The sequence below is a fragment of the Variovorax beijingensis genome (genome assembly GCF_007828835.1).
Taxonomy (GTDB): Bacteria; Pseudomonadota; Gammaproteobacteria; order Burkholderiales; family Burkholderiaceae_C; genus Variovorax; species Variovorax beijingensis_A.
Map to the genome: position 1 here is coordinate 54,016 of NZ_VIVL01000003.1, position 17,012 is coordinate 71,027.

At 66.9% G+C, this 17,012-nt stretch carries 16 protein-coding genes; 1 reads left to right on the top strand and 15 read right to left on the bottom strand.

Annotation, left to right across the window (positions count from 1 at the left end):
* Positions 1-82: 82 nt before the first annotated feature.
* Both FB547_RS10900 and FB547_RS10905 read right to left on the bottom strand, forming a co-directional pair.
* Complete coding sequence (locus FB547_RS10900; RefSeq protein WP_145742118.1) at positions 83-1,021, bottom strand: 2-hydroxyacid dehydrogenase; 939 nt, start codon at positions 1,019-1,021, stop codon at positions 83-85.
* Between the two features lie 35 nt (positions 1,022-1,056).
* Entirely contained in the window at positions 1,057-2,892 is a 1,836-nt protein-coding gene (locus tag FB547_RS10905; RefSeq protein ID WP_145742962.1) for an ABCB family ABC transporter ATP-binding protein/permease, read from the bottom strand.
* A 42-nt stretch (positions 2,893-2,934) separates the two neighbouring features.
* Here FB547_RS10905 and FB547_RS10910 point away from each other — a divergent pair, with 42 nt between their 5' ends.
* Positions 2,935-3,360 carry an acyl-CoA thioesterase gene (locus FB547_RS10910; protein ID WP_145742120.1) on the top strand — a complete coding sequence of 142 codons (426 nt, stop codon included), beginning with the start codon at positions 2,935-2,937 and terminating at the stop codon, positions 3,358-3,360.
* 6 nt (positions 3,361-3,366) lie between these two features.
* Here FB547_RS10910 and FB547_RS10915 read toward each other — a convergent pair whose 3' ends face one another.
* The 13 genes from FB547_RS10915 to FB547_RS10975 all read right to left on the bottom strand — a co-directional run bounded on the left by FB547_RS10915 (position 3,367) and on the right by FB547_RS10975 (position 16,896).
* A complete protein-coding gene (locus FB547_RS10915) occupies positions 3,367-4,473 on the bottom strand; it encodes an ABC transporter substrate-binding protein (protein ID WP_145742964.1) in 1,107 nt (368 codons plus the stop codon).
* 195 nt (positions 4,474-4,668) lie between these two features.
* A complete protein-coding gene (locus tag FB547_RS10920; RefSeq protein ID WP_124959754.1) occupies positions 4,669-5,433 on the bottom strand; it encodes an enoyl-CoA hydratase in 765 nt (254 codons plus the stop codon).
* A 41-nt stretch (positions 5,434-5,474) separates the two neighbouring features.
* Positions 5,475-6,068, bottom strand: a complete 594-nt coding sequence (locus FB547_RS10925; RefSeq protein WP_145742122.1) for a 2-hydroxychromene-2-carboxylate isomerase — start codon at positions 6,066-6,068, stop codon at positions 5,475-5,477.
* 256 nt (positions 6,069-6,324) lie between these two features.
* The gene (locus FB547_RS10930; RefSeq protein WP_145742124.1) at positions 6,325-7,074 is read right to left on the bottom strand and encodes an SDR family oxidoreductase; all 750 of its coding nucleotides are present in this window, start codon (positions 7,072-7,074) and stop codon (positions 6,325-6,327) included.
* Between the two features lie 6 nt (positions 7,075-7,080).
* Positions 7,081-7,914: an acyl-CoA thioesterase gene (locus FB547_RS10935; RefSeq protein ID WP_145742126.1), complete on the bottom strand. Its 834-nt coding sequence runs from the start codon at positions 7,912-7,914 to the stop codon at positions 7,081-7,083.
* Positions 7,915-7,946: 32 nt separating this feature from the next.
* Positions 7,947-8,852: an alpha/beta fold hydrolase gene (locus FB547_RS10940; RefSeq protein WP_145742128.1), complete on the bottom strand. Its 906-nt coding sequence runs from the start codon at positions 8,850-8,852 to the stop codon at positions 7,947-7,949.
* 18 nt (positions 8,853-8,870) lie between these two features.
* Positions 8,871-10,067 (bottom strand): acetyl-CoA C-acyltransferase, encoded by a 1,197-nt coding sequence (locus tag FB547_RS10945; RefSeq protein WP_145742129.1) that lies wholly within the window; start codon positions 10,065-10,067, stop codon positions 8,871-8,873.
* Positions 10,064-10,423, bottom strand: coding sequence for an endonuclease domain-containing protein (locus FB547_RS10950; protein ID WP_261380260.1), 360 nt, complete (start codon positions 10,421-10,423; stop codon positions 10,064-10,066). The genes FB547_RS10945 and FB547_RS10950 overlap by 4 nt, the downstream gene beginning before the upstream one ends.
* A gap of 118 nt (positions 10,424-10,541) precedes the next feature.
* Complete coding sequence (locus FB547_RS10955) at positions 10,542-12,941, bottom strand: 3-hydroxyacyl-CoA dehydrogenase/enoyl-CoA hydratase family protein (RefSeq protein WP_145742133.1); 2,400 nt, start codon at positions 12,939-12,941, stop codon at positions 10,542-10,544.
* A gap of 36 nt (positions 12,942-12,977) precedes the next feature.
* A complete protein-coding gene (locus FB547_RS10960) occupies positions 12,978-13,412 on the bottom strand; it encodes a DUF2147 domain-containing protein (RefSeq protein WP_145742134.1) in 435 nt (144 codons plus the stop codon).
* Positions 13,413-13,452: 40 nt separating this feature from the next.
* Positions 13,453-15,249: an acyl-CoA dehydrogenase C-terminal domain-containing protein gene (locus tag FB547_RS10965; protein ID WP_145742136.1), complete on the bottom strand. Its 1,797-nt coding sequence runs from the start codon at positions 15,247-15,249 to the stop codon at positions 13,453-13,455.
* A 58-nt stretch (positions 15,250-15,307) separates the two neighbouring features.
* On the bottom strand, positions 15,308-16,006 hold the full coding sequence (locus tag FB547_RS10970) for a TetR/AcrR family transcriptional regulator (protein ID WP_145742137.1): 699 nt from the start codon (positions 16,004-16,006) through the stop codon (positions 15,308-15,310).
* A 131-nt stretch (positions 16,007-16,137) separates the two neighbouring features.
* The gene (locus FB547_RS10975; protein ID WP_145742139.1) at positions 16,138-16,896 is read right to left on the bottom strand and encodes an SDR family oxidoreductase; all 759 of its coding nucleotides are present in this window, start codon (positions 16,894-16,896) and stop codon (positions 16,138-16,140) included.
* Positions 16,897-17,012: the final 116 nt, after the last annotated feature.

The window sequence follows — 17,012 nt, forward strand, 5'->3', positions numbered from 1 at the left end:
GGGTGGGGGCACGCGGCGCATCCATCGAGCGCTCTGCCTGCCCCCATCCCAACCTTCCCCCAGAGGGGGAAGGAGCAAGGATTCAGATGGGGGTGAGGACGCCGCGCCCCGCGAAGTGCCCTTCGGCATTCGCAAGGAAATGGTCGACCGACTTCTGCGTGGCCTCGGGCGACCAGCCCGCCATGTGCGGCGTCAGCAGCACGTTGTCGAGGCCGACCAGCGGTTCGGGACGATTCGGCTCGCTCTCGTACACATCGAGGCCGGCCCCGGCAATGCGGTGCTCGCGCAGCGCCGACGCCAGCGCCTCGGTGTCGACCACGCTGCCGCGCCCGATGCTGACCAGGTAGCCCTGCGGCCCGAGCGCATCGAGCACCTCGGCATTCACGAGATGGCGCGTGGCAGGCCCGCCCGGCGCGGCCAGCACCAGGAAATCGGCCCAGGCGGCCAGCGACTTCAGGTCATCGAAGTAGCGGTGCGCTGCGCCTTCGCGCGGCTTGCGGTTGTGATAGCCGATCTCCATGTCGAAGGCAGCCGCGCGCTTCGCGATCTTCTGGCCGATGGTGCCGAGCCCCAGGATGCCGAGCTTCTTGCCCGACACGTTCGGCGGCTGCGGAATGGCTTCGCGCCACACGCCCTCGCGGCACAGCCGGTCGAGCTTGCGGAACTCGCGCACGATGCCGATCAAGAGACCGAAGGCATGGTCGGCCACGCAGTCGTCGTTGGTGCCTGCGCCATTGGCGGTGGCGATGCCGCGCGCACGCGTCACTTCGAGCGGCACGCCTTCGTAGCCCGCGCCCAGGCAGCAGATCAGCTCGAGCGCCGGCATGGCCGCGATCTCTTCGGGCGTGATGCCGATCACCCCGATGGTCAGCACCGCGCGGAATTTCTTGCCGTGCTCGGCAATCGCCGCGGCGCGCGCGGCGGGGTCGAAGGCATAGGTCATGTCGTAGACCTCGGCAATCTGGGCCTGGTGGGCGCTCGAAAGGCTGTTGAGCACCAGCAGGGGAATCTTGGTCGACACGTCTGAACTCCTCATCGATATCAAAAATGGTCGGGCTACATCAGCGGTGTGGCTTCGCTCTTCTGCAAGGCCCACATCTGCGCATAGCGGCCCTGCTTCGCAAGCAGCTCGGCATGCGTGCCGCGCTCGACGATCACGCCCGCTTCGAGCACCAGGATCTCGTGCGCGTCGACCACGGTCGACAGGCGGTGCGCGATCACCAGCGTGGTCTTGTCCTGCGCGGCGCTCCTGAGCTCCGACTGGATGGCGCGCTCGTTGGCCGAGTCGAGCGCCGAGGTGGCCTCGTCGAAGATCACGATCGGCGGGTTCTTGAGCAGCGTGCGCGCAATGGCCACGCGCTGCTTCTCTCCGCCCGACAGCTTGAGGCCGCGCTCGCCGACCGTGGTTTCATAGCCCTTGGGCGTGGCCGAGATGAAGTCGTGGATGCGCGCGGCGCGAGCTGCGCCTTCCACCTCTTCGCGCGTGGCGCCGGGGCGGCCGTAGGCGATGTTGTATTCGACCGTGTCGTTGAACAGCACCGTGTCCTGCGGCACGATGCCGATCGCGCGCCGCACGCTCGACTGCTGCACTTCGCGGATGTCCTGCCCGCCGATGGTGATGCGGCCCTGCTGCACGTCGTAGAAGCGGTAGAGCAGCCGCGCGAGCGTCGACTTGCCCGAGCCCGAGGGGCCCACCACGGCCACCGTCTTGCCGGCCGGGATCTCGAAGCTCACGTGCTTGAGGATGGGCCGGGCGGGTTCGTAGGCAAAGCTCACGTCCTCGAAGCGCACGGTGGAGTCGGCGCCCGCGAGCGGCGGCGCGCCGGGCGCGTCGCGCACCTCGCGCTCCTTTTCCAGCAGCACGAACATCTTGTCGAGGTCGGTCAGGCTCTGCTTGATCTCGCGGTAGATCACGCCCAGGAAGTTGAGCGGAATGTAGAGCTGGATCATGAAGGCGTTGACCATCACCAGGTCGCCCAGCGTCATGCGCCCTTCCACCACGCCCGAGGTCGCGCGCCACAGCATCAGCACCAGGCTGGTCGCGATGATCAGCTGCTGGCCGGTGTTGAGCATGCTCAGCGTGCGCTGGCTCTTGATGGCGGCCTTGCGGTAGCGGTCCAGGCTGGCGTCGTAGCGCCTGGCCTCGAACTCCTCGTTGTTGAAGTACTTGACGGTTTCGTAGTTCAAGAGCGAATCGACCGCGCGGCTCTGGGCCATGGAGTCGAGCTCGTTCATGGTCTTGCGGAACTGGGTGCGCCACTCGGTCACCGTGACCGTGAAGGTGATGTAGAGCACCAGCGCCGCGCCCGTGATCCAGACGAACAGCGAATCGAACTTCACGCCCAGGATGGTGAGCACCAGCGCCAGCTCGATGAGGGTCGGCACGATGCTGTAGAGCGACATCGAGATCAGCGAATGCACCCCGCGCGTACCGCGCTCGATGTCGCGCGTCATGCCGCCGGTCTGGCGCTCCAGGTGGAAGCGCAGGCTCAGCGAATGCAGGTGCCCGAAAACCTCCAGCGCGATCCGCCGCGCCGTGCCCTCGGTGGCCTTGGCGAAGATCAGCTCGCGCAGTTCGCCGAACAGCGCGGTCGAAAAGCGCAGCAGCCCGTAGGCCAGCAAAAGCCCGATGGGCACGATCAGCAGCGCCTGCGCCATGTCCGGCTTGGGCGTCATCGTGTCGATCAGGTTCTTGAGCAGCACCGGCACGCCCACGTTGGCCACCTTGGCGCCCACCATGAAGCCGAGCGCGGCGATCACCCGCCACTTGTACTGCCAGAGATAGGGGAAAAGGCGGCGCAGCGTCGCCCAGTCGGAGCGGTCGCTGCGCGCCGGCGCATGGCCGGTGGCGCTGTGGGGGGGAGGAGGTAGGGCTTCGCCGCTGCGGCGCATGAGGGACAATCGTGGTTGCTTCGTTTGTTCCAGATTGTGCCCATGTCCGACATTTCCAGCACCGCCGCTGCCGCAACCCTCAAGAGCCTGCCCGCCGACATGGAGCTGGTGCTCAAGGTCATTCCGATGCCGGCCGACGTCAATGCCAACGGCGACATCTTCGGCGGCTGGGTCATGGCGCAGTGCGACCTGGCCGGCTCGGTCATTCCGGCACGCTACGCCAGGGGGCGCATGGCCACCGTCGCGGTGAATGAATTCATCTTCAAGCAGCCGGTGCGGCTGGGCGACATCCTGTCCTTCTATTCGAAGCTGGTGCGCATCGGCCGCACCTCGATCACGGTGACGGTCGAGGTCTTCGCCGAGCGCTTCAAGGCGCAGGGCGAATACGTCAAGGTGACCCAAGCCACCTTCACCTACGTGGCCATCGACGACAACGGCCGGCCCCGGCCGATCGAGCAGCAACCCTGAGCGCGCTCACAGCGCCGGCTCGCGCACCCGCTCGAAGCGTTCGAACTCGCGGTTGACCCAGCGCCCGTCGAGCCTTTCGGTGCGGCGGATGTAGACGGCCTGCACGATGTCCCGCGTGTGGGCGTCGATCTCGATCGGGCCGCGCGGGCTCTCGAGCTGGAGGCCGCGGAAAGCGTCCACCAGCCGTTCGCCGCTCAAGCCGCTGCGCGCGGCCGGCGAACTCATCGCGGCATCGGCCGCCGCGAGCGCATCGTGCGCCGCCACAGCGAAATAGCCGGGCCGCAGGTGGCTGCCGTACTCGGCCTCGAAGACGCCGGTGAAGCGGCGGTTGGCCGCCGACTCGTGGGCAAACGAATAGTGGTGGCTGGTCACGAGGCCATCGGCCAGCTCGCCGATGCCTTCGAGGTAGTGGTCGTCGGTGGCGTCGCCGGTCGCGAGCAGGCGGATGCCGGTGTCGGCCATGCCGCGGTCGCGCCAGAACTTGAGGAAGGTCGCGGGCATCTGGCCCGAAGGCAGGAAGAAGAACACCGCCTGCGGCCTGAGCTCGCGCAGCCGCAGCATGTAGGCCGAATAGTCCAGCGTGTTGAGCGGCACGCGCAGCATCGCGCCGACGCGCCCGCCGCCGGCGGTGATGGCCGAGACGAAGGCGCTCTCGGCATCGACACCCGAGGCATAGTCGGCCACCACGGTGCAGACGTCGCGCAGCCCTTGCTGGATCGCCCAGCGCGCCAGCGGCATCGTGACCTGCGCGATGGTGAAGGACACCCGCACCGCGAACGGGCAACGCGCCGTGATGCCCGACGACGCCGCATTCATCACCAGCAGCGGCACCTTGGCCTGCGTGGCCACGGCACCCACGGCATAGGCGTTGGAGCTGAAGTCCAGCCCCGCGAGCAGGTCCACGCGTTCGCCCTCCACCAGGTCCTGCGCGTGGCGGCGCGCCTGCTCGGGCGCACTGCCGGGCACGTCGCGGCGCAGCAGCTCGACCGGACGCCCCGCAATGCGCTGGTCATGGGCGGCGAGCCAGACCGACATGCCGGCATCGAACTGGCGCCCGCCGGCGGCATAGGGGCCGGACCAGGAACCGATGAGGCCGATGCGCAGCGGCCGCACGCGGGCCAAGGCCAGCGAAGGCGCGGCCAGGGTGCCTGCGAGCAGGCCTAAAGTACGCCTGCGCGTGGTGTCGATTGCTACTTTTTCAGTAGCATCATTCGTGCGCTGGGTGGGCGTTGCCGGCGATCTTGTCTCGAAAACTTGCACGGCGACAGTGTACGCATGCACCGTTTGCGGGCAAGCGCGAAACGCGCCTCAAACCTTGGAGAAATCGGGCTTGCGCTTTTCCATGAACGCGCCAAAGGCTTCGCGTGCGGCGGGTTCGCGCAGCATGCGGCCGAAGCTCGCGCCTTCTTCGTCCATGCGTTCGAGCACGGCAGGCATCTGCGCCTTCTTCAGCAGGCGCTTGGTCTCGACCAGCGCGCTCAGCGGCTTGGCCGCGAGCTTGCGGGCCTGCACCTGCGCGATGGCATTGGCTTCGGTGGGCGGCACGATGCGGTTGACCAGGCCCACTTCGAGCGCGGCCTCGGCCATGAAGGGCTCGCCCAGCAGCAGTGCCTCGGCCGCGCGGTGGTAACCCAGCATCTGCGGCACCAGCAGGCTCGACGCCGCCTCGGGGCACAGGCCCAGGTTCACGAAAGGCATCGAGAACGCTGCGTTGTCGCCCGCATAGACGAGGTCGCAATGGAACAGCATCGTGGTGCCGATGCCCACGGCCGGGCCGCACACGGCCGCGACGATGGGCTTCGGAAAGGCCGCGATGCCGCGCAGGAAGCGGAACACCGGCGAATCCTTGCCGGCGGGCGGCGCGTTCAGGAAGTCGCCGATGTCGTTGCCCGCGCTGAAGATGGTGGGGTCGCCCTGGATCAGCACGCAGCGCACGGCCGCATCGCCCTCGGCTGCGGCCAGTGCATCGGCGAGTTCGCCGTACATGCTGCTGGTGATGGAGTTCTTCTTGTCGACGCGGTTGAAGGTGAGGGTCATCACCCCGGCTTCGGTGTGGACGAGGATGTCGCTCATGGGAATGGTCCTTGGATAAAACGGTTTTGATGGCGGCGCGATCAGGCGTCGAGGGCTTCGCGCACGAAATCCAGGCGGTCCTGGCCCCAGAACATCTGGTCGCCGACGAACATGGTGGGCGCGCCGAACACGCCGCGCGCCACCGCTTCCTGCGTGACGGCCTTCAGGCGGTCCTTCACGTCCTGCGTGCCGGCCAGCGCAAGCAAGGCGGCGGCGTCGAAGCCCGCATTCTGCAAGACGGCGGCCACGGTGGCCGGGTCGTTCATGTTCTTCGGCTCGACCCACATCGCATGGAAGACGGCATCGACATACGCGCCGAAGCGTGCCGGCTCCTTCATCTGGATGCCGGTGGCGCCGCGCATCAGCAGCAGCGTGTTGATGGGAAAGTGCGGGTTGTGCACGAAGGGCACGCCGTAGCGTTTAGCAAAGCGCTGCAGGTCGATCGTCATGTACGGCGCCTTGGGCACGACCTCGGCCGGCGACCGGTTGCCCGTGGCCTGGAACACGCCGCCCAGCAGCATGGGCTTCCACACCAGCTCGGCGCCGGTGTCGGCGCACACGTGCGGCAACTGCGTGGCGGCCAGGTAGGCGGCGGGGCTGCCGAAGTCGAAATAGAACTCGACTGTTTTTGTCATTGGGGTCTCCTTATGAGGTGCTCTTGTTCTTGGCGCTGTTGTTCAGGGCGCGTGCACAGGGCACGCTGCTAATGATCTTGCGATCAACGACCGCTCTGTCCAACGCTCCCGTCGATGGGGTGCCTTGCGCAGCGAAATAAAGGGGGAGGCCGCAGGCCGGAGGACATTCGCGGAGCAAGGTACCCCGTCGGCGGGAGCGCGCCCTGAACGAAGAACTTCAAACACAACACGACGAATCGAACAGCACGAAGTCATCTCAGAACTTCTCCGACCAAGGCCGCAGATCGAGCTCATGCGTCCAGGCGTCGCGCGGCTGCGAGTGCAGCATCCAGTAGCTGTCGGCGATGTGCTCGGGGTTCAGGATGCCGTCGCTTTCCTTCAGCGCATAGCGCTCGGGAAAATTGCTGCGGATGAACTCGGTGTCGATGGCGCCGTCGACCACCACGTGCGCCACGTGAATGCCCTGCGGCCCGAGCTCGCGTGCCATCGACTGGGCCAGCGCACGCAGCGCCATCTTCGCACCCGAAAACGCGCCGAAGTTGGCCGCGCCGCGCAGCGAGGCCGTGGCGCCCGTGAAGATGATCGTGCCGCGATGCCCGCTCTTCGGCATCTCGCGCGCCACCATGCGCCTGGCCACCTCGCGCCCGTTCAGAAAGCCCGAGAAGCAGGCCATCTCCCACACCTTGAAGTACTTGCGCGCGGTCTCGCTCAGGATGCTCTCGGGCACGTTCGCGCCGATGTTGAACACCATCACCTCGATCGGGCCGATCGTCGATTCGATCTGCTCGACGAGCGCCACCACTTCTTCTTCCTTGCGCGCATCGCAGCCGAAGGCGGGGGCACGGCCGCCCGCGGCCTCGATCTGCGCGACCAGCGGCTGCAGCTTGTCGAGGCTGCGGCGCGTGACGCAGGTGGCATAGCCTTCGCGTGCGAAGCGGCGGGCAATGGCACCGCCGGTGGCGTCGCCGGCGCCGACGATGAGTGCGGTCTTTTGCATGGAAGTCATCGATCGCTATTCTTTGTAGTAGACGATCTGGTTCGAGGTGGCGAGCAGCACGCCCTGCTCGCTCCACAGATGCGCCGCCTGGTCGAAGAAGCCGTTGAAGAACTGCTGCCCCGCCGCCCGGCACAGCAGGTAGCCCGTGCCGACCTCGGCCAGCTGCGCCGGACCGGCATGGAAATACGTGGTGATCGACACCGTGCCGGCCGGCACATGCTTGGCGCGGCGCAGCCAGACGCGCGGATAGAACACGTCGCTCATGGCGGCCAGCGAGGCAAAGTCGAGCGGCCGCGCCTGCGCGTCGCGCAGCCAGAGCCGGCTTTCGCTGTGATGCAGGCTCGCGTCCCACTTCGCGGGAATGCGGCCGCTGAACAGGCGCATCTCGTACTGGTCGAGCCAGGCCACGCCGGACGGACCGATGCTCAGGCGCTCGACCGTCTCGGGCCGGGGCGCCTCGGGCATCGGCAGGTCGCTCTGGCCCCAGGTGTCGCGGCGCGCGGCCGTCACCACGGTGGCAGTGGTGGTCATGTTCGGCGCGCCGCCTGCGCCGGGCTGCGTGATCTGCACGGTCCAGTGCTGGGTCGAGCGGTTGGTGCGCACCGCCGTGGCCTGCACGTCGAATGCGCCGGCCTCCAGCGCGGCCGCAAAGTTGACGGTCAGCGCGATCGGCGTGCCCAGCACATCCGGATGCTGCATCACCGACTGCAGCGCGATGGCCGCGGTGGCGCCGCCGAACGGGCCGACCATGTTCCAGTAGTCCGGACTCGTGGCGCCGGTGAAATGGCCCACGCGGATGTCGCTGTGCTGCAGGGCCATGGCCTTGTCGAAGGGGTGTTGCATGCTCATGATGATTTGCAGTGTGCCTCCGGTGGATGGCGTCACGCAGTCGTGTGCGGGACGCCGGCTTGCTGCACTGCGGTAAGCGCGGCCAGCCGGTGCAGCTTCTCGACCGTGCTCGGCCACAGGCTCTGGCTGAACTGTTCGCGGAAGAAGCCGAAGTGCCCGATGCGCCGCGCCTGCACGTCGGCCGGCGCAATGCGCTCCATGGCGCGCGGCGCGCCGGCATAGAAGCTCAGCAGGCTTTCGGTGCCGGCGAGCGTCATGAGCTCGTCGTCGGTGATCGACAGCGCGAGCACCGGGAAGCGCACGCGCCCGTAGCTCTGCAGCGCCAGATCGCCTTCGGCGCCCACGCTGTAGCGCGGGTGGAGGCACCAGCGCCGCCACTGCAGGATCACGCCGCGCGGCAGGTCGCCCACCTTCTTGAGCCGGCGGCCCGGAAAGTAGCCGCACAGCCGCGTGGCCAGCGGCACGAGCACGAACCAGAAGTAGAGGATGCTGCGCCTGAGCTTGGGCGCGTTCTCGCGCCAGTAGCCGCTGCCGGCCGCAATGCTGACGAGGCCGTCGACCTGTTCAGGCCGCCGCAGGAAACCCGGCAGCTGCGCGCCCAGGCTGTGGCCGAGGAGGTAGAGCGGCTGTTCGGGCAGCGCGGCCTTGGCGGCGTCGATCACCGCTTCGTAGTCGCGCGCCCAGTCGAACAGGTCGGCCTCGAAGCCGCGCAGCGAGGCGCCGTTGCGCGAATCGCCCGAGCCGCGGTAGTCGAAGGTCCAGACACGCAGGCCCTGCTGCGCGAGCCACTGCGCGAAGGGTTCGTAGAACGACTGGCGCACGCCCATCGCACCGCCGATGACGATGCTGGCACGAGCCTCACCCGCCGGCTCATAGCGGCGCACGGCGAGCTGCGTCTCGTCGTCCACCCGAAGTTTCTGGTGCTGGTGCGCTTGCATGCGGCAGGGGTGGAACGCTCAGACGCGTTCGAAAATTCCCGCGGCGCCCTGCCCCATGCCCACGCACATCGTGACCATGCCGTACTTCAGGTTCTCGCGCCGCAGCGCATGCACCACCGTGGCCGCACGGATTGCGCCGGTCGCGCCGAGCGGATGGCCCAGGGCGATCGCGCCGCCCATCGGGTTGACCTTGCTCGGGTCGAGCCCCAGCGTGTCGATCACGGCGAGCGACTGCGCGGCGAAGGCTTCGTTGAGCTCGAACCAATCGATGTCCTCGTGCCTGAGCCCCGCATAGCGCAACGCGGCCGGAATGGCCTCGATCGGGCCGATGCCCATGATGTGCGGCGGCACGCCCTTGCTGGCAAAGCTCACGAAACGCGCGAGCGGCGTGAGGCCGTACTGCTTCACCGCCTTTTCGCTCGCGAGGATCAGCGCGCCCGCGCCGTCGGAGGTCTGCGAGCTGTTGCCGGCCGTGACCGTGCCGCGGGCGGCGAACACGGTGCGCAGCTTGGCCAGGCCTTCGAGGCTGGTGTCGGGACGCGCGCCTTCGTCGAGATTCACGGTGCGCGTCTTGGCAATCGATTCGCCGGTTTCCAGGTCCGGCGTGCGGTCGGTCACTTCGATGGGTGTGATCTCGTCGGCAAACTTGCCGGCCTTCTGCGCGGCCAGGGCCTTCTGGTGCGAGGCGAGCGCGAACGCGTCCTGCGCTTCGCGGCTCACCTTCCATTGCTGCGCGACCTTTTCGGCCGTAAGGCCCATGCCGTAGGCAATGCCCACGTCGCCCTCGCGCTCGAAGATCGAGGGCGACAGCGAGGGCGAGTTGCCCATCATCGGCACCATGCTCATGCTTTCGACGCCGGCCGCGATCATCACGTCGGCCTCGCCCACGCGGATGCGGTCCGCTGCCATCTGCACGGCCGACAGGCCCGAGGCGCAGAAGCGGTTGACGGTGATGCCGCCGATGCTGGTCGGCAGGCCCGCCAGCACCGCGCCGATGCGCGCCACGTTCAGGCCCTGCTGCGATTCGGGAATCGCGCAGCCGCAGATGATGTCCTCGATGGCCTTGGGATCGAGGCCGGGAACGGCGGCGAGTGCGGCCTTGAGCGTGGTCGCGAGCAGGTCGTCGGGCCGGTAGTTGCGGAAGTAGCCGCGGTGCGACTTGCCGATGGGGGTGCGGGTGGCGGAGACGATGTAGGCGTCTTGGACTTGTTTCATGGATAGCTCCTGGATTTGGCTCCTTCCCCCTCTGGGGGAAGGTTGGGATGGGGGCAAGCGGCCTTCAATTCGGCAAGTCGATTGACGATGGCCTGAAGCACCCCTTCAAAATTGACAAATGGATCGTTCGATCCGAAACGCAGGACCTCGAATCCCTGCCCACGCAAGAAGGCATCGCGTCGCGCGTCATAGCTTTCTTGCGCTTGGTGCTGCGATCCATCCAGTTCGACGATCAGTTTCGGATCGAGACAAGCGAAGTCGGCGATGTAGTTCCCGAGTGGGTGCTGCCGACGGAACTTCACCCCCAGTTGTTCGCTGCGCAGCCCGCTCCACAGCTTGCGCTCGGAGTCGGTCATCTCGCGTCGGAGAACGCGAGCATTCTTTTGCGCGTTGGGAGTGGATTGGTTCTGCATCGGCTGCGTGCCCCCATCCCGGCCTTCCCCCAGAGGGGGAAGGAGGAAGAGAAGGACTGCGTCAGTTGCGCAACGGCTTCCCCGTGCTCAGCATCCCCATGATCCGCTCCTGCGTCTTGGGATGCACGATGAGCGAGCAGAACGCCTTGCGTTCCAGTGCCATCAGGTATTCCTCGGTCACGAGCGAGCCCGCGTCCACGTCGCCGCCGGTCACCACGTTCGCGATCAGGCTCGCGATGTGGAAGTCGTGCGCGCTGATGAAGCCGCCGTCGCGCATGTTCACGAGCTGGCCCTTGATCGTCGCGGCGCCGCTGCGGCCGGCCACTCGGAAGCTGCGGCGCAGTGGCGGGCGGTAGCCGGCATCGGCCATGGCCTTCGCCTGCTGCAGCGCCACGTAGAGCAGCTCGTCCTTGTTCGGCACGATCACGTCGCTGTCGAGCAGATAGCCCAGCTTCTTCGAATCGAGCGCGCCGGTGCCCACCTTGGCCATCGCGGCGGCCGTGAAGCCTTCGGTCAGGAACGGCAGCAGGTCGGTGCCCGTCGAGGCCGCGGCGTTCTCGGCCGCGCGGCGTGCGATGTAGGTCAGGCCTCCGGCGCCCGGAATCAGGCCCACGCCCACTTCGACGAGGCCGATGTAGCTCTCCATCGCGGCCACGCGCCTGGCCGAATGGATGGCCAGCTCGCAGCCGCCGCCCAGCGCCATGCCGCGCACGGCCGAGATCACCGGCACGCTGGCATAGCGGATCTTGAGCATCACGTTCTGCAGCTCTTCTTCCGCGCCCTCGACCGCACCGATGCCCGCGACCACGAAGGCCGGCAGCATCGCCTGCAGGTCGGCGCCGACCGAGAACATCTCATCGGGCGACCAGATCACGAGGCCCTTGTATTCGGCTTCGGCCAGGTCGACCGCGGCGCCCAGCGCCTCGGCCACGTCGGGGCTGATCGCATGCATCTTCGAATGGATGCTCGCGATCAGCACTTCGCCGTCGAGCGTCCACACGCGCACATCGCCTTCGTCGCTGATGGTGGTGCCGGCCGTGTTGGCATCCGCCGCGTTCGCGCCGAGCACGCTTTCGGGGAACAGCTGGCGCCCGTGTACCGGCAGCTTGCGCTGCGGAACGAACTTGTTCTGCGACGCGCTCCACGAGCCTTCGGGCGTGTGCACGCCACCGGCCTCGGCCACCGGGCCTTCGAACACCCACTTGGGCAGCGGCACCGTGCTCAGCGCCTTGCCGGCGTCGATATCTTCCTGCACCCACTTGGCGACCTGCGCCCAGCCGGCTTCCTGCCAGAGCTCGAACGGGCCCTGCTTCATGCCGAAGCCCCAGCGCATCGCAAAGTCGATGTCGCGCGCGCTCTCGGCGATGTCGGCCAGGTGCACCGCGGCGTAGTGGAACCCGTCGCGCAGGATGGCCCAGAGGAACTGCCCCTGCGGCCCCTCGCTCTCGCGCAAGAGCTTCAGGCGTTCGCCCGCGGGCTTCTTCAGCATGCGGCCATACACCTCGTCGGCCTTGGCGCCGGCGGGCACGTACTCGCCGCTCTGGAGGTCGAAGCGCAGGATGTCGCGGCCGACCTTCTTGAAGAAGCCGGCCTTGGTCTTCTGGCCCAGGTTGCCGAGCTCGAGCAGCTTGGCGAGCACCGACGGCGTCGAGAAGTTGGCATAGAACGGATCGGTTTCGGCGTTGAGGTTGTCCTGCAGCGTCTTCACGACGTGCGCCATGGTGTCCAGGCCCACCACGTCGGCGGTGCGGAAGGTGCCCGAGCTCGCGCGGCCCAGCTTCTTGCCCGTGAGGTCGTCCACCACGTCGGGCGTCAGGCCGAATTTCTCGACTTCCTTCAGCGTGGCCAGCATGCCGGCGATGCCGACGCGGTTGGCAATGAAGTTGGGCGTGTCGTGCGCGCGCACCACGCCCTTGCCGAGCGTGCTGGTGACGAAGGCCTCGAGGTCGTCGAGCACCTGCGGCTCGGTGGTGGGCGTGTTGATCAGCTCCACCAGGAACATGTAGCGCGGCGGGTTGAAGAAGTGAATGCCGCAGAAGCGCGGCTTCAGCGCTTCAGGCAGCGCCTCGCTGAGCTTGGTGATCGACAGACCCGAAGTGTTGGAGGCCAGGATCGAATGCTTGGCGACATGGGGCGCGATCTTCCTGTACAGATCGAGCTTCCAATCCATGCGCTCGGCAATGGCTTCGATGACGAGGTCGCACTCGCCGAGCTTGGCGAGGTCGTCTTCGTAGTTGGCCTGCTCGATGAGCACCGCGTCGGCCACGTCGCCGAGCGGCGCGGGCTTGAGCTTCTTGAGGTTGTCGATGGCGCGCGAGACGATGCCGTTCTTCGGGCCTTCCTTTGCGGCCAGGTCGAACAGCACCACGGGCACGCGCACGTTGACGAGGTGGGCCGCGATCTGCGCGCCCATCACGCCGGCGCCGAGCACGGCGACTTTCTTCACTTGGAATCGGGACATGTTGATTGGTATTTCTTGGATTGAAAGTGCGGTGGTTTACTGGGCACGATTCCAGGTCTGGGTACGCCAGAAGGGGCCCAGGTAGCCGCGCACTTCGAGCTTCTTGCCGCCTTCGATCGGCGTGAAGCTCGCGCGGTATTCCTTGCCGTTCTCGGGGTCGAGGATCTTTCCGCCTTCCCAGACGTCCTTGCCCTCGGCCTTCCTGCCGCCGCGGATGATGTCGAGCCCGGTGATGGGCTTGCCCTTGCGGTCGTCGCTGCATTCGTCGCAGATCGCGTCGGGCTTGGCGTCCTTCTTGAGCGACTTCTCGATGCGGCCGATGAGCGCGCCGTTGGCCTCGCCGATGCGGATCTCGGCCTTGGCCTCGCCGGTCTTGTCGTCGACGTTGCGCCACAGCCCCACCGGCGTGGTCTGGGCCGCGGCCACGGCGGAAGTGGCGGCGAGGACGATGGCTGCAAGCGTCGATTTCATGGGCGGCTCCCGGTCGGACGATGAAGAAAGGACGAAGGCCTCAGGCCAGCGCCGCGTCGGTATCCATCAGCACCTTGCTGCCGGCGCGCGCGGTGCGCATCAGCGTCGCGGTCTCGGGGAACAGCTTGGCGAAGTAGAAGCGCGCGGTCTGCAGTTTGGCGACGTAGAACGGGTCGGTGTTGCCGGCCGCGATCTGGCGCAGCGCGACCTGCGCCATGCGCGCGAACAGGTAGCCGAACACGAAGTGACCGGCCACGCGCAGGTAGTCGACCGCGGCGGCGCCCACTTCGTCGGGGTTCTGGAAGCCCTTGAAGCCGATCTCGGTGGTGAACTTGGTGAGCTGGTCGCCCAGGCCCGCGATCGGGTTGATGAACTCGGCCATCTTCTCGTTCACGCCTTCTTCCTCCACCAGCTTCGCAACCAGCTTGCCGAACTTCTTGAGCGACGCGCCGTTGTTGCCCAGCACCTTGCGGCCCAGCAGGTCCAGCGACTGGATGGTGTTGGTGCCCTCGTAGATCATGTTGATGCGGTTGTCGCGCACGAACTGCTCCATGCCCCATTCCTTGATGAAGCCATGGCCGCCGAACACCTGCATGCAGGCGTTGGTTGCGATGTGGCCGTTGTCGGTGATGAAGGCCTTGACGATCGGCGTCAGCAGCGCCACCAGTTCGTCCGAATCCTTGCGCACCTTCTCGTCGGGATGGTTGTGCGCCTTGTCGAGCAGCAGCGTGCAGAAGATCTGCAGCGCGCGGCCGCCTTCGGCGTATGCCTTGGCCGTGAGCAGCATCTTGCGCACGTCGGGGTGCACGATGATCGGATCGGCTTCCTTGTCCTTGGCCTTCACGCCCGAGAGCGAACGCATCTGGATGCGGTCCTTGGCGTAGGCCAGCGCATTCTGGTAAGCCACTTCGGTCAGGCCGAGTGACTGGTTGCCCACGCCCAGGCGTGCGGCGTTCATCATCACGAACATGGCCTGCAAGCCCTTGTTGGGCTCGCCCACCAGCGAGCCGGCGGCGCCTTCGATCACGATCTGCGCGGTGGCGTTGCCATGGATGCCCATCTTGTGCTCGAGGCCGGCGCAGAAGATCGGGTTGCGCTCGCCGAGCGAGCCGTCGGCCTTCACCTTGTACTTGGGCACCACGAACAGGCTGATGCCCTTGCTGCCCTTGGGCGCATCGGGCAGGCGGGCCAGCACCAGGTGGATGATGTTGTCGGCTATGTCGTGCTCGCCGGCCGAGATGAAGATCTTGCTGCCGGTGATGCGGTACGTGCCGTCGGCCTGCGGCTCGGCCTTGGTGCGCAGCAGGCCCAGGTCGGTGCCGCAGTGCGGCTCGGTCAGGCACATGGTGCCGGTCCATTCGCCGCTCGTGAGCTTGGGCAGGTAGGTCTTCTTCTGTTCGTCGGTGCCATGGGCCACCAGCGCTTCGTACGCGCCGTGCGAGAGGCCGGGGTACATGGTCCAGGCCTGGTTGGCGCTGTTGAGCATTTCGAACAGGCACTGGTTCACCACGAAGGGCAGGCCCTGGCCGCCGAAGGCCGGGTCGCACGACAGCGCGGGCCAGCCGCCTTCGACGTACCTGGCATAAGCGTCCTTGAAGCCCTTGGGCGTCTTGACTTCATGCGTGGCCTTGTCGAGCGTGCAGCCTTCTTCGTCGCCGCTGATGTTGAGCGGAAAAGTCACCTCGGCGGCGAACTTGCCGGCCTCCTCGATCACCGCGTTGATGGTGTCGGCATCGGTCTCGGCATGGGCCGGAAGCGCCTTGAGTTCGTCGGCGACGTTGAGCACTTCGTGCAGCACGAACTGCATGTCGCGCAAGGGTGGGTTGTAGCTGGGCATCCGGGACTCTCCTGGTCGAAAACTGAAAGGGAAAAAGAAAAAAGGGAAACGGGGCCGCTCAGCGCACCGGCTTGAGCCGGCGGGAGGCGGCGGGCTTGGCCGCTGCCGCGGCTTCGGCGGGCGGCGCATCGGGCGTGGCACTGCGCGCCAGGATGTTGTCGAAGCCGACGTTGGCGCGGCCGATGGAACCCGGTACCTGCAGGAAGCGCGCTTCGTAGTGCAGCGCGAGGATCAGGCCGTGGATCTCGAAGGCCAGCTGCCGCTCATCGGCATCGGCGCGCAGATGGCCTTCGCTCTTGGCCTGCACGATCGCGCGCAGCACGGCCGCCTGCCAGATGCTGACCGACTCCACCAGCGCATCGCGCACCGGGCCGGGACGGTCGTCGAATTCGGAGGCGCCGCTGATGTAGATGCAGCCCGAGTCGATCTCGGCCGAGGTGCGCTTCATCCAGTTGGCGAACATGGCGCGCAGGCGCGGCAGGCCGCGCGGCGCCTCGAGGGCGGGAAAGAACACTTCCTGTTCGAAACGTGCGTGATACTCGCGCACCACGGAAATCTGCAGTTCCTCGCGCGAGCCGAAGTGGGCGAACACGCCCGACTTGCTCATCTTGGTGAGCTCGGCCACGGCACCGATCGACAGGCCCTCGAGCCCGATCTGCGCCGCCAGCGCCAGCGCGGCGTCGACGATCACGGCCTTGGTCTGCTGGCCCTTCTGGGCGGCGCGGGCCGGCTTGGCGGGAACGGCATTGACAGACATCGTGAAAGCTCCGGAATAAAACGAACGGTCGTTCTATTTTGCAGGGGCTTTGCACTTTTGGCTGGCAATGACCTTCTACGGTTGAAGGTTAATGGGTGCGCAGCGGGGCCGCCAAGCCCCGCCCTCCCGAATCAGAACTCCTGCGAGACCGGCCGCAGCACCACCTCGTTGATGTCCACGTCCGCGGGCTGCTCCACGGCATAGACCACCGCGCGCGCCACCGAATCGGCGGGAATCTGGTTGGCCTCGTAGAACGCCTTCACGCCGGCCGCGCTCTCGGCGTCGGTGCTGCCGAACTTCAGCTCCGACTCCACCGCGCCGGGCGAGACGATGGTCACGCGCACGCCGCTGTTGCCCATCTCGACGCGCAGCCCTTCGGAGATGGCGCGCACCGCATGCTTGGTCGCGCTGTAGACGGTGCCGATCGGCGTGAACACCTTGAGCCCCGCAATCGACGCGACGTTGACGATGTGGCCGCCGCCCTGGGCCTGCATGCGCGGCAGCACCGCGGCAATGCCGTAGAGCACGCCCTTGATGTTGACGTCGATGGTGCGGTCCCACTCGTCGACCTTGAGCTTCTCGATCGGCGACAGCGGCATCACGCCCGCGTTGTTGACCAGCACGTCGATGCGGCCGAAGGCCTCGACCGTCGCTGCGGCAAGCTGCTCCAGGTCGGCACGCTTGGCCACGTCGGTGGCCACGGCGATGGCCTCGCCGCCGGCCTCGCGGATCTCGGCGACGACCTTCTCCAGCCGGTCGGTGCGGCGCGCCGCGAGCACCACCTTGGCGCCGCGCGCGGCCAGGTGGCGCGCTGTCGATTCGCCGAGCCCGCTGCTCGCGCCGGTGACGATGGCGACCTTGCCGCGGATGTTGTCTTGAACGGATGTCATGGGAAATTCCTTTCGGATGTGTTGTTGAAGAAGTGCATGCAGTGTGGAAAATCCACGCGTTCCCGTAAATGAAACTCTGGCGACTTCAGAATTCCTTGACCTGGAATACACCTTCT

Coding starts and splice junctions, on each gene's coding strand:
- FB547_RS10930 (WP_145742124.1), bottom strand. CDS start 7,074: ATGACTTCCATGCAAAAGACCGCACTCATCGTCGGCGCCGGCGACGCC.
- FB547_RS10905 (WP_145742962.1), bottom strand. CDS start 2,892: ATGCGCCGCAGCGGCGAAGCCCTACCTCCTCCCCCCCACAGCGCCACC.
- FB547_RS10950 (WP_261380260.1), bottom strand. CDS start 10,423: ATGACCGACTCCGAGCGCAAGCTGTGGAGCGGGCTGCGCAGCGAACAA.
- FB547_RS10920 (WP_124959754.1), bottom strand. CDS start 5,433: ATGAGCGACATCCTCGTCCACACCGAAGCCGGGGTGATGACCCTCACC.
- FB547_RS10945 (WP_145742129.1), bottom strand. CDS start 10,067: ATGAAACAAGTCCAAGACGCCTACATCGTCTCCGCCACCCGCACCCCC.
- FB547_RS10935 (WP_145742126.1), bottom strand. CDS start 7,914: ATGAGCATGCAACACCCCTTCGACAAGGCCATGGCCCTGCAGCACAGC.
- FB547_RS10925 (WP_145742122.1), bottom strand. CDS start 6,068: ATGACAAAAACAGTCGAGTTCTATTTCGACTTCGGCAGCCCCGCCGCC.
- FB547_RS10955 (WP_145742133.1), bottom strand. CDS start 12,941: ATGTCCCGATTCCAAGTGAAGAAAGTCGCCGTGCTCGGCGCCGGCGTG.
- FB547_RS10965 (WP_145742136.1), bottom strand. CDS start 15,249: ATGCCCAGCTACAACCCACCCTTGCGCGACATGCAGTTCGTGCTGCAC.
- FB547_RS10960 (WP_145742134.1), bottom strand. CDS start 13,412: ATGAAATCGACGCTTGCAGCCATCGTCCTCGCCGCCACTTCCGCCGTG.
- FB547_RS10940 (WP_145742128.1), bottom strand. CDS start 8,852: ATGCAAGCGCACCAGCACCAGAAACTTCGGGTGGACGACGAGACGCAG.
- FB547_RS10970 (WP_145742137.1), bottom strand. CDS start 16,006: ATGTCTGTCAATGCCGTTCCCGCCAAGCCGGCCCGCGCCGCCCAGAAG.
- FB547_RS10975 (WP_145742139.1), bottom strand. CDS start 16,896: ATGACATCCGTTCAAGACAACATCCGCGGCAAGGTCGCCATCGTCACC.
- FB547_RS10910 (WP_145742120.1), top strand. CDS start 2,935: ATGTCCGACATTTCCAGCACCGCCGCTGCCGCAACCCTCAAGAGCCTG.